A 10,379-nucleotide genomic window follows, 5' to 3' on the forward strand; every position below is an offset into this window, starting at 1 on the left:
GGGCCGTGTGGCGGGTGTCGCGGCCGGGCCGGGCAAGAGTCAGTAGGGGAGCTGGGCGACCTGCGAACCCTCACGCAGCCAGGCGTTAAGGCCACGAGCCTCGGTGAGCATCTTCGACAGCTTGCCGAACGTCGGCTTGTGACCGGCTTTCCGCTGGTGGACGGCCTCGTTCCACAACCATCGGCATCGGCCCCACTCAACGACCAGCGCAGCCTGCGCCTGCCGGCCGGGCCGCAGGCGGTAGGTGTAGCGCACCGTTCGCCCCGCCGGTTCCAGCGCTCCTTGACCTTCGGCCCATGAAAGAAACGCTGATGAACGGATGCTGAACGGCTGACGTGGCGCACAGCAGATCGTGGCGGGTGGGCGTGTTCCTTACGACAATCGCCCGACGGGGGAGAGGTGCATGGAGTTCGAGGAGTTCGCGGCGTCGCGATCGTCCGCGTTGCTGCGGTACGCGACGTTGCTCAGCGGGGACCGGGAGGAGGCCCGCGACATCGTCCAGGAGGTCCTGGCCAGGGCGATGCTGAAATGGCGGCGGATCATCGCGGGCGGCGAACCGTACGCGTACGTCCGGCGGATGGTGACCAACGAGTTCCTGTCGCTGCTGCGCCGGCGGCGCCGGGTCGCGGTAGTCCCGTTGGAGGAACGCGACCTGGACGCGCTGGCCGCACCGGTGCGGCACACCGCGGACGACGAGTTGTGGCAGGTGATCCGGTCGCTGCCGAAGCAGCAGCGCGCGGTGATCGTGCTGCGGTACTACGAGGGGCTCTCGGATCTCGAGATCGCCGAGGTGTTGCGCTGCCGGCCGGGCACCGTGCGGGCCTACGCCAGCCGGGCCCTTGCCGCCCTGCGCATCGAACTCACCGAACAGCCCGCCGGTGTCACGCCGGTCATCCTGGGAGGCATGCTGTGACGAGGACTCTGGACGAACTCCGGGACACCCTGGACCGCCACGCCGGTCAGGCCCCGCCCGCCGACATCACCCTGCTCCCGGCCGTGCGAGGGCGGGCCGCGCAGCTGCGCCGCCGTCGGACCGTGCTGGGCGGCGCGGCTCTGGTGGCCGCGATCGCGGTCACCGCCGGGATCACCCCTTTGATCGTACGGACGGACGCGCCGGTCACCGCGACGGCGCGAGCCTGGTCCCGGACCCCGGAGCAGACCAGCATCACCCTGCGTGCCGGCTCGCCGTTCCTGCTGCTGGACCGGAAGAGCACGCCGACCGGCCAGTTCGTACGGGTCCGCAACCTGCAGGACGTGAAGTCGGCCCGGCCGGGAGTGAAGGGCCGCAACGAGGGTGCCGACGTGCTGTCCTTCGACCCCGGCGCGTTCGACCCGGCCGAGCTGCAGAAGGGCACGCCGGTCACGATCGGTGACCGGCACGGCTGGTTCGCCCGGGACATGCACGCCGGGGTGCCGGACTCCGGGTTCGACGGATCGTTCGTCGGGTGGCGCGACAGCAGCGGCGTCTGGGTGCTGGTGATGAACCGGAGCGCGGAGACGCCGGACGGCCTGGTCGAGGTGGCCCGGGACATCCGCGTCGTCGACGGCATGGACGCGGTGTCGCCGATGACGCTCGGCTGGGTGCCGCCCGGCCTGCAGATCTACCGGGCCGACGTGAACACGTCCCGGATCGGGGGTTTGAGCGCGTCGTTCGGGCTCGGTTACGCCACCGATCGCAAGCCGGATCTGCTCTGGTTCGACTCGGTCCGGGAGGCGCTGCCGTTCGAGCTGCAGCTGACCCGGCTGGCACCCCAGGAGTGGTCCAACTACCAGCGTGAACTCCAGGGGCATCCGCCCGTGAAGATGAACGGGGCGGACACCTGGTATCTGCCGCGGCCCAACACGCTCTTCGCCACCCAGGGGCAGGACGGCGGGGCGGACATGGTGGTGCGATTCGGGGACTGCATGGGTCTGGTGCACGTGCGGGATCGGCAGCAGATCACCGAGGCCGACCTGAACCGGCTCGTCGCGAGCGCGACGTTCGGCAGCTGCACGAACGCCTCCGGCTGGAAGCGCCTGCTGGGCTGACCCCGCGGGTCAGGCCTCGTCCGCGTAGGCGCGCAGCTCGCTCGCGACCTGCGCGCCGGACGGGGCCTGACCCGGGTCGACGAGCCACTGCATCATCAGGCCGGTCAGCACCGCGAGGGGCACCGAGCCGCCCATCCCCTCGCGGCCCTGCCGCTGGGCCTCGGCGAGCCGCTCGCGCAGCTCGGGGGAGTGCTCGGCCTGCACAGCCGCCTCCAGCTGCGCGATCCACAGCGGCCGGTGCGTGCTGAACGTCTCGATCAGCGCCTGCCAGCGCTCCTCCGGCGTGCCGTCGCCGGCCCGCGCCGCGACCGTGTCGGTGAGCTCTCCGACCGCCTCGATCAGCGCCTGGACCAGCAGCGCCTCCCGCGAACCGAAGTGGTAGCCGATCGCGGCGTGGTTGACGCCCGCGGCGGCGGCGATGTCCCGCACGGTGGTGCGCGCCCAGCCGCGCTCGGTCAGGCATGACTTGGCCCCGGCCAGCAGGGCGTCCCGGTTTCCCACGCCGCCATCGTACCGGAGGTCTTAGCCACTTGGTTTATCCAAATGGATTCACCATATGGATAAAAGGCGGCTACGGTACGAGGCATGACAAGCGTTCTGATTTCCGGGGCGAGCGTCGCCGGCCCCGCTCTGGCCTGGTTCCTGCGCCGGCAAGGCTGTGCGGTCACCATCGTGGAGCGCGCCCCTGACCTGCGCCCGGGCGGTTATGCCGTCGACTTCCGCGGTCCCGCGCTGGAGGTGCTCGCCGAGCTCGGCATCCTCGACGAGATCCGCGCCCACGAGACCGGGATGCGCGGCACCACCCTGCTGGCGCCCGACGGCTCGGTGATCGGTGAGCTGCCCGCCGCCGCGTTCGGCGGTGACCTGGAGGTTCCCAAACCGGCCCTGACCCGGGTGCTGCACCGGGTCGCCGACGCCGACTACCTGTTCGACGACACGGTCACCGAGCTCGTTCAGCACGACGACCGGGTGACGGTGTCCTTCGAACGCGCCCCGACCCGCGACTTCGACCTGGTCTTCGGGGCGGACGGGGTCCATTCGGCGGTCCGCCGGCTGGCCTTCCCGGGCCTCGACCCGGTGCAGCACCTCGGGATGTCCGGGGCCGGCTTCACCACCGGCAACCGCCTCGGCCTGGACCGTCAGGGCCTGCTGCAGCCCGATGCGGGCCGAGCGATCTACGCCTTCGCGAGCGGTTCTTCGGAGCGGATGACGGTGAGTCTGTCCTTCGGCACGTCGTCGTCCGATCTGGATCGGCAGCCGCGAACCGTCCAGGAGGCCGCCGTGCGCGCGGCGTTCGCCGGCCACCCCTGGTCCGAGACGTCACACCTGCTCGCCGCGATGTCCGAAGCCGACGACTTCTACTTCGCCTCCACCTGCCAGGTCCACCTCGACTCCTGGTCGACCGGCCGGGTCGCGCTGCTCGGCGACGCGGGCTTCTGTGCCGCCCCGACCAGCGGGATGGGCACGTCCCAGGCCCTGCTCGCCGCATCCACACTGGCCCGCTGCCTGGCCGAGGCGAGCGGCGACCACCGGGCCGCTTTCGAGCGCTTTGAGAAGGAGTTGCGTCCCTATGTCACCGCGAACCAGGCCGCGGGGCGAGAGGCGGTCGCTGCCTTCGGCGGGCTGGCGTAAGCGGGGCTTTACTTCAACTTCGGTTCACGTCTTAGCCTCGGCGCCATGACGGGATTCGAGGGCACGACGGTCACCGTGGCACCGGCGCCGGCCGATGCTGCGGACGTACGAAATCTGGTTGGTCTTGTTGCGGACCTGGAGCAGGCGCAGCGGACCGAGGACGCGGATGGTTTTCTGGCGCTCTTCGGTCCGGACGCCGTGTGGGTGACCGGCGCCGGGCGTCGGCTGATCGGTCTCGGTCAGATCAGCGAGTTCACCCGGCAGGTCCTGCCCGGTGCGATGAGCGACGGCTCGGTCGACTACGTCGTCGAGCACATCGCGTTCATCACGCCGGACATCGCGCTCACCGGCGTCCGCCAGCAATATCTGGACCGCGACGGCCGCCCGCTCGCCACCGATGGCCGGGGAGCGCCCAGCTATCTGTGGTCGCGCACCGGGGACACCTGGAAGATCGTTGCCGGACAGAACACCGCGGTCCTGCCCGGTTAGGCGCCGAACCTGCGGTTGCGGGCGGCGTACGAGCGCAGCGCCCGCAGGAAGTCGATCTTGCGGAAGCCGGGCCAGTACACGTCGCAGAAGTGCAGTTCCGAGTACGCCGCCTGCCACAGCAGGAAGCCGGACATCCGATGCTCCCCGCTGGTACGGATCACCAGGTCCGGGTCGGGCTGGCCGCGGGTGTAGAGGTGTTCCGCGATCCGGTCGGCGGTCAGCCGCTGGGCGATGTCGTCGACGCCGTGCCCGGCGCGGGCCTCCGCCTCGAGCAGCGAGCGGATCGCGTCGACGATCTCGTCGCGCCCGTCGTAGCCGATCGCGATGGTGACGTGGAACTCCGCGCCGTTGTCGCGGGTGGCCTCCTCGGCCAGCTTCAGCGCGTGCCGGGTGGAGTCCGGGAGCACGTCGAGTCGTCCGGCCAGGTGAACCTGCCAGCGGGCCGGCGGGCTGGTCAGCCGCACGGCGACCACCTGCTCGATCATCCGCATCAGGTTGCCGACCTCGCCGGCGTCCCGCTTGACCACGTTGTCCACCGAGGCGACGAACACGGTCACGTGCCGGATACCGGCCTCCCGGCACCAGCCGAGCACCTCGTCCAGGTGCTCCGCGCCGTACCGATGGCCGATCCTCGGATCGTCGAAACCCATCTGCCGTGCCCAGCGGCGGTTGCCGTCCATCACCATCGCGACGTGCCGGGGGAGGGTGGCGCCGGCGAGCCGGGCCCGGAGGCGGCGGGCGTAGAGCGCGTAGGCGGCGGCCTTGACGGATTGCAGCATGGCCGCGATCCCATCACCGCCGGTGCCGGTTATCGCCGATCATCACCGAACCTCCACACAACCCTCACAAGGTGCCGCGCCGGGCCTCCCACATCGCGCGGGTCATCTCGTACTCGACCTCGCCCGCTTCGCTACCCGGCAACGGGTCGTCCCAGAGCGGGTGAAAGGTCCGCACGTACTGCATCCCGACGGTCTCCATCACGCCGCGCGATCCGTGGTTCACCGCCATGGTCTGCGCCAGCACCCGGCTCTGCCCGACCGTGTCGAACGCGTGCCGCAGCAACATCCGGGCCGCCTCGCTGGCGAGTCCGAGCCGCCAGTACTTCCGCGCCAGCCGGTAGCCGAGTTCGGCAACCGTCGGATCGTCCGGCTGGTCGTCGCCGTGCGCCGGCGGCAACATCATCAGGCCGACGAACTCACCCTCGGCCTCGCTCTCCGGCCCCGTGGAGTCCCGGCGCCCGCCCTCCGAGCCGAACGCCATCCAGTACCCGAGCCCGTCGACCTTGGCGCCGAGCGCGAGCCGTTCCGCGTGCGAGGACACCACCTCGTCGCGGTCCCTGGCCCGTCCCCAGATGTATTTCAGCACCTCGGGGTCCGCGTCGAGGTCGACCTCCAGCTCGAAGTGCCGGTCGGCGAGCGGCACGAGCAACAGCCGCTCCGTCCGCAACGTCGGTTGACTCATGCCGCCACCCTCACACACGGCCCGCTTCGGGGCAGGTGCTTTATTCGGTACGGGGTGCAGCGCGCGAGATCCGCGTGCGGTCCCGGCATTGCCGCGTCGCGCGGTCCCCGGCTGGTGCTCAGGGGTCCCTCAACGGCCGCGAGGCACCCCTGAGCACCAGCCGGCGTCCCCGCCCCGTGGCGGGTGCCGTGCGGTTCCGGCTGGTTCTCACGGTCCTTTCGGGGGCGCTGAGGCGACCGTGAGCACCAGCCGGCCGCCCCGCACCGCCGCGGGTGTGGGCAAGACCGGCCACGCCGGGGGATAGGTCGGGCGGGCGGGCGCGGTTACGCTGGCGCTATGGAGCAGGACACCAGGCCGAAGCTGAGCGTCGAGGACATCCACACCCGGATGGGGCTGGCCGTCACCGACGAGGGCAAGGCGCGGGCGCGGCAGCGGCGGCGCAAGGCGGAGCGGGCGCGGGACACCGAGGGCCGGGCGGAGTTCCTGGCCGGGCTGCGGTCCCGGCCGGCGTGACCGAGGGGCGCGACGCGAAGCTGGTTCTCGACACCTCGGCGATCACCGCGTGGGCACGCGGGTCGGTGGCCGTCGGCGAGACCCTCGCAGAGATCAACGACGAGGGCGGGGCGGTGATCATCCCGCTGTGGTGCCTGATCGAGGCGGGGCACCACACCGCCATGATCGACCGGGATCGGCTGGAGCTGCTGCTCGCGCACCCGGCGACGTTCCTGATCAGCGATGACGCGGAGGACTGGGAGTCGCTGGTGGCGCTCCGGGCGCTGGTCGGCCGGGCCGACTGCGCGTCGGCGGCGATGCTCGCGCTCGACCTGGGCGTGGACGTGATGACCAGGGACCCGAAGTGGTACAGCGGGGTGGCCGGCGGCCGTATCGTGCTCGCGATCGAGGAGTGACCGCGAGCACGACATGACCGCGTGCGGTCTGCGCTCGCCGGCGCGGCCCGCTGGCGAACGGAACCGGTCAGGCCGGCCAGGCCACGCTCAGGTAGTGCGTCTCCTGGAACTCGCGCAGGCCGTCCCGGGCGCCCTCGCGCCCCAGCCCGCTCTGCTTCACCCCGCCGAACGGCGCCGACGGGTCCGACACCAGACCGCGGTTGACCCCGACCATCCCGGCCTCCACCGACTCGCCGAGCCGGATCGCCCGGGCCAGGTCGCCGGAGAACACGTAGCCGGCCAGCCCGTACTCGGTGGCGTTGACCTGGGCCAGCATCTCCTGCTCGTCGGTCCAGGTGACGATCGGCGCCACCGGCCCGAAGATCTCGTCCTGCAGGATCGCCGCGTCGGGTGCCACGTCCACCAGCACGGTCGGCGGGTAGAAATGTCCGGGCAGGGTCGGCGTCGCGGCCTGATGAGTGATCCGGGCCCCGGCCTCAACGGCAAGATCTACGGTACGGGTCACCCGCCGCAACGCCTGCGCGCTGATCAGCGGCCCGATGTCGGCGCCGTCCGCGGCCGCCCCCACGGTCAGCTTCTCCACCGCCGCGCCGAACCGGGCCACGAACTCGTCGGCCACCGCGGCGTGCACGTAGAACCGGTTCGCCGCCGTGCACGCCTGCCCGCCGTTGCGGAACTTGGCGATCATCGCTCCGGCCACCGCGGCGTCCAGATCCGCGTCGTCGGCGACGATGAACGGCGCGTTCCCGCCCAGCTCCATCGACGAGTTGACCACCCGGTCGGCGGCGTGCCGCAGCAGCACCCGGCCGACCGCCGTCGACCCGGTGAACGAGATCTTGCGGACCCGCTGGTCGGCCAGCCACGCGCCGACGACCGCGGACGCGTCAGTGGTGGTCACCACCGAGACCACGCCCTCGGGCAGCCCGGCCTCGGCCAGCAGCCGGACGATGTGCAGCGCGGTCAGCGGCGTCTCGGCGGCCGGTTTGAGCACCGCGGTGCAGCCCGCGGCGAGCGCCGGCGCGACCTTGCGGGTGATCATGGCGGCCGGGAAGTTCCACGGCGTGACCAGGGCGGCGACTCCGACCGGCCGGTGCGTGACAAGGGTGCGAGCCCCGCCCGCGGGGGCCTCGCCGTACTCGCCGCCGGGGCGGACCGCCTCCTCGGCGAACCAGCGGAAGAACTCCGCCGCGTAGGTCACCTCGCCGGCCGCGTCGGTCAGCGACTTGCCGTTCTCCCGGGAGATCAGCTCGGCCAGTGCGGCCCGGTCGCGCAGCATCAGTTCGAACGCCCGGTGCAGGATCTCCGACCGGCGCCGCGGTGCGGTGCGCGCCCACGCCGGGAACGCCGCGAACGCCGCGTCGACGGCCGCCCGCGCGTCGGGAACGCCCTGGTCGGGCACGTCGGCCACCGGGGACAGGGTGGCCGGGTCGACAACCACGATGGTGCTCATCGGATCTCCTCGAAGGCGGCGGTCAGCACGTCGAACGCGTCGTCCAGGAGCTCGTCCGAGATCGACAGCGGGGGCAGGAAGCGGAGCACGTTCCCGTACGTTCCGCAGGTCAGGACGATCACGCCGCGCTGGTGGGCGTACCGGGAGACGTCCCTGGCCAGGCGCGGATCGGGCTCCTGCGAACCGGCCCGGACCAGCTCGACGGCCAGCATCGCGCCGCGCCCGCGGACGTCGCCCAGGCGGCTATCGGTTCCGGACAGGCGCAGCAACCGGGTGCGCACCCGGTCCTCGATCGCGCGGGCCCGGGCGACCAGGCCGTCGGCCTCGATCGTCTCGAGCGCGGCCAGCGCGGCGGCGCAGGCGATCGGGTTGCCGCCGTAGGTGCCGCCCAGGCCACCGACGTGCGGCGCGTCCATGATCTCGGCACGGCCGGTCACCGCGGAGAGCGGCAGGCCGCCGGCGATGCCCTTGGCCGTCACGATCAGGTCCGGGACGACCCCCTCGCGGTCGCAGGCGAACATGTCGCCGGTCCGGGCAAAACCGGTCTGCACCTCGTCGGCCACGAACACCACGCCGTTCGCCCGGCACCACGAGGCCAGGGCCGGCAGGAACCCGGTGGCCGGCGCGATGAACCCGCCCTCGCCCTGGATCGGCTCGATCACCAGGGCCGCGAGATTGTCCGCGCCGATCTGCTTCTCGATCTGGTCGATCGCCCGCGCGGCCGCCGCCCGGCCGTCCACGCCTCCGTCCCGGTACGGGTACGACCCCGGCGCCCGGTACACCTCCGGCGCGAACGGCCCGAACCCGTGCTTGTACGGCATGTTCTTCGCGGTCATCGCCATGGTCAGGTTCGTACGCCCGTGATACGCGTGATCAAAAACGACCACCGCGTCCCGCCCGGTGTGCGCGCGGGCAATCTTCACGGCGTTCTCCACCGCCTCGGCACCGGAGTTGAACAGCACGCTGCGCTTCTCGTGGTCACCGGGAGTGACCCGGTTCAGCGCCTCGGCCACCGCCACGTAACTCTCGTACGGCGTGACCATGAAGCAGGTGTGGGTGAACGCCTCGACCTGCTCGGTGACCGCCGCGACCACCCGCGGCGCGCTCGCGCCGACCGTGGTGACCGCGATTCCGGAGCCGAGATCGATCAGCTGGTTGCCGTCCACGTCGACGACGATGCCGCCGCCGGCCCGGGCCGCGAACACCGGCACGGTGGTGCCGACGCCACTGGCCACCGCGGTCAGCTTGCGGGCCATCAGTTCCTGGGATCGCGGGCCGGGCAGGTCGGTGACCAGCCGGCGCTTCTGTTCGAGGCTCACGCCGGTCAGTCTCGGACCCTTACGTATGCTCGTCCAGTTCCTGTTGGGCCTGGAAACCATGCCTCGGAGGCATAAGTGGAGCTGCGCCTGCTGCGGTACTTCGTCGCGACCGCCGAAGCGGGCACGGTCAGTGCCGCCGCGACCCGCCTGCACGTCACCCAGCCGGGCCTGTCCCGCCAGTTGCGGGTCCTGGAGCGTGACCTCGGCGTGTCACTTTTTGACCGGACCGGACGGCGGCTGGAGCTCTCCACCACCGGCCGGGTCCTGCTCCCGCTGGCCCGGGACGTGCTCGGCCGGGTCGACGCGCTGCGGGTCGCGGCCGGGGTCGCCGCGCAGGGCCGTCTCGACCGGCTCACGATCGGGGCGCCTACGGTCACGCTCACCGACGTGGTGTCACCGTTCATCGCGACGCTGGCGCCGGACGACCCGACCGCGGACGTGCTCGGTGCTGACGGACGGTCACCGGTGGAGACCCTGCGACTCGGTGCCGATCTGGCCATCGGGACGGTTCGGGCTCCTGATCCGTACCGGTCACAGGCACTGGCGGTCCTGCCGGTCTGGGCCTATGTCAACGCGGAGCATCCGTGGGCGTCGCGGGTGTCGGTGCCGCTCGCCGAGCTGCTCACCGAGACGCTGATCGTGCAACCGGCGGCGTTCACCGCCCGGCAGTCGCTCGACGCCGCGATCACGGCGGCCGGTGCCACCTGCTCGTCCTCGATCGAAACCGCGAACGGCACTGTCGCGCAGGCCCTCGCCGCGGCCGGCCGGGGCGTCGCGGTCGCCTCCGACGACCCCCGATTCGGGCTGGTGCCGCTGCCGGTCGACGTCGGCGGACGCCACCTGAGCATCCGCCTCACCGCGGTCTGGGACTCGCGGCACGCGGCTGCCCGCACCCTGGAATCTTTCGCGGCCCGGCTCGGCGCCTTCGTCCGCGACCGGTACCACGCACCGGCAGGCTGACGACGATCCATCGACGCGGCCCACGGCGCCGCGGGGTTGCTTTGCGGCCGTTTGTTCCGGTCTCGGCTGGCCTTCAGGAGTGCCTGCGGCCGTTTGTTCCGGTCTCGGCTGGCCCTCAGGGGTGTCTCGGGG

At 71.8% G+C, this 10,379-nt stretch carries 13 protein-coding genes; 7 read left to right on the plus strand and 6 right to left on the minus strand.

Features of this window, described 5'->3' with window-relative positions:
- Positions 1–39 precede the first annotated feature (39 nt).
- Positions 40–255 (minus strand): helix-turn-helix domain-containing protein, encoded by a 216-nt coding sequence (locus tag Apa02nite_RS43315; RefSeq protein ID WP_203830304.1) that lies wholly within the window; start codon positions 253–255, stop codon positions 40–42.
- A 148-nt stretch (positions 256–403) separates the two neighbouring features.
- On the opposite strand from Apa02nite_RS43315, the gene Apa02nite_RS43320 reads away from it, so the two are divergent.
- Positions 404–913 carry a SigE family RNA polymerase sigma factor gene (locus Apa02nite_RS43320; protein WP_203830305.1) on the plus strand — a complete coding sequence of 170 codons (510 nt, stop codon included), beginning with the start codon at positions 404–406 and terminating at the stop codon, positions 911–913.
- Entirely contained in the window at positions 910–2,028 is a 1,119-nt protein-coding gene (locus tag Apa02nite_RS43325) for a hypothetical protein (protein WP_203830306.1), read from the plus strand. The genes Apa02nite_RS43320 and Apa02nite_RS43325 overlap by 4 nt, the downstream gene beginning before the upstream one ends.
- Positions 2,029–2,037: 9 nt before the next feature.
- On the opposite strand, the gene Apa02nite_RS43330 is transcribed toward Apa02nite_RS43325, so the two are convergent.
- The gene (locus Apa02nite_RS43330) at positions 2,038–2,529 is read right to left on the minus strand and encodes a TetR/AcrR family transcriptional regulator (RefSeq protein WP_203830307.1); all 492 of its coding nucleotides are present in this window, start codon (positions 2,527–2,529) and stop codon (positions 2,038–2,040) included.
- 84 nt (positions 2,530–2,613) lie between these two features.
- On the opposite strand from Apa02nite_RS43330, the gene Apa02nite_RS43335 reads away from it, so the two are divergent.
- Together Apa02nite_RS43335 and Apa02nite_RS43340 are read left to right on the plus strand one after the other, a co-directional pair.
- Positions 2,614–3,660, plus strand: coding sequence for an FAD-dependent monooxygenase (locus Apa02nite_RS43335; protein ID WP_203830308.1), 1,047 nt, complete (start codon positions 2,614–2,616; stop codon positions 3,658–3,660).
- A gap of 45 nt (positions 3,661–3,705) precedes the next feature.
- Complete coding sequence (locus tag Apa02nite_RS43340) at positions 3,706–4,149, plus strand: SgcJ/EcaC family oxidoreductase (protein ID WP_067685518.1); 444 nt, start codon at positions 3,706–3,708, stop codon at positions 4,147–4,149.
- Here Apa02nite_RS43340 and uppS read toward each other — a convergent pair.
- Both uppS and Apa02nite_RS43350 read right to left on the minus strand, forming a co-directional pair.
- On the minus strand, positions 4,146–4,928 hold the full coding sequence (gene uppS, locus Apa02nite_RS43345) for a polyprenyl diphosphate synthase (RefSeq protein ID WP_203830309.1): 783 nt from the start codon (positions 4,926–4,928) through the stop codon (positions 4,146–4,148). The genes Apa02nite_RS43340 and uppS overlap by 4 nt on opposite strands.
- A 64-nt stretch (positions 4,929–4,992) precedes the next feature.
- Positions 4,993–5,610 carry a GNAT family N-acetyltransferase gene (locus tag Apa02nite_RS43350; protein WP_067685520.1) on the minus strand — a complete coding sequence of 206 codons (618 nt, stop codon included), beginning with the start codon at positions 5,608–5,610 and terminating at the stop codon, positions 4,993–4,995.
- A gap of 336 nt (positions 5,611–5,946) precedes the next feature.
- On the opposite strand from Apa02nite_RS43350, the gene Apa02nite_RS43355 reads away from it, so the two are divergent.
- Both Apa02nite_RS43355 and Apa02nite_RS43360 read left to right on the plus strand, forming a co-directional pair.
- The gene (locus Apa02nite_RS43355) at positions 5,947–6,123 is read left to right on the plus strand and encodes a hypothetical protein (protein ID WP_198170575.1); all 177 of its coding nucleotides are present in this window, start codon (positions 5,947–5,949) and stop codon (positions 6,121–6,123) included.
- Entirely contained in the window at positions 6,120–6,518 is a 399-nt protein-coding gene (locus Apa02nite_RS43360) for a hypothetical protein (protein ID WP_067685521.1), read from the plus strand. Before Apa02nite_RS43355 ends, Apa02nite_RS43360 begins: the two co-directional genes overlap by 4 nt.
- A gap of 67 nt (positions 6,519–6,585) precedes the next feature.
- Here the strand turns inward: Apa02nite_RS43360 and Apa02nite_RS43365 are convergent, their stop codons facing one another.
- Complete coding sequence (locus tag Apa02nite_RS43365; RefSeq protein WP_203830310.1) at positions 6,586–7,968, minus strand: NAD-dependent succinate-semialdehyde dehydrogenase; 1,383 nt, start codon at positions 7,966–7,968, stop codon at positions 6,586–6,588.
- Entirely contained in the window at positions 7,965–9,296 is a 1,332-nt protein-coding gene (gene gabT / locus Apa02nite_RS43370) for a 4-aminobutyrate--2-oxoglutarate transaminase (RefSeq protein WP_203830312.1), read from the minus strand. The genes Apa02nite_RS43365 and gabT overlap by 4 nt, the downstream gene beginning before the upstream one ends.
- Positions 9,297–9,362: 66 nt before the next feature.
- On the opposite strand from gabT, the gene Apa02nite_RS43375 reads away from it, so the two are divergent.
- Positions 9,363–10,247, plus strand: a complete 885-nt coding sequence (locus Apa02nite_RS43375) for a LysR family transcriptional regulator (RefSeq protein ID WP_203830311.1) — start codon at positions 9,363–9,365, stop codon at positions 10,245–10,247.
- Positions 10,248–10,379 lie beyond the last annotated feature (132 nt).

This window comes from Actinoplanes palleronii, from assembly GCF_016862315.1.
In the GTDB taxonomy this organism is placed as follows: Bacteria; Actinomycetota; Actinomycetes; order Mycobacteriales; family Micromonosporaceae; genus Actinoplanes; species Actinoplanes palleronii.

Excerpts from the sequence above, each read along its gene's own strand:
- Apa02nite_RS43320 (WP_203830305.1), top strand. The coding sequence starts at position 404 with ATGGAGTTCGAGGAGTTCGCGGCGTCGCGATCGTCCGCGTTGCTGCGG.
- Apa02nite_RS43335 (WP_203830308.1), top strand. The coding sequence starts at position 2,614 with ATGACAAGCGTTCTGATTTCCGGGGCGAGCGTCGCCGGCCCCGCTCTG.
- Apa02nite_RS43340 (WP_067685518.1), top strand. The coding sequence starts at position 3,706 with ATGACGGGATTCGAGGGCACGACGGTCACCGTGGCACCGGCGCCGGCC.
- uppS (WP_203830309.1), bottom strand. The coding sequence starts at position 4,928 with ATGCTGCAATCCGTCAAGGCCGCCGCCTACGCGCTCTACGCCCGCCGC.
- Apa02nite_RS43350 (WP_067685520.1), bottom strand. The coding sequence starts at position 5,610 with ATGAGTCAACCGACGTTGCGGACGGAGCGGCTGTTGCTCGTGCCGCTC.
- Apa02nite_RS43355 (WP_198170575.1), top strand. The coding sequence starts at position 5,947 with ATGGAGCAGGACACCAGGCCGAAGCTGAGCGTCGAGGACATCCACACC.
- Apa02nite_RS43365 (WP_203830310.1), bottom strand. The coding sequence starts at position 7,968 with ATGAGCACCATCGTGGTTGTCGACCCGGCCACCCTGTCCCCGGTGGCC.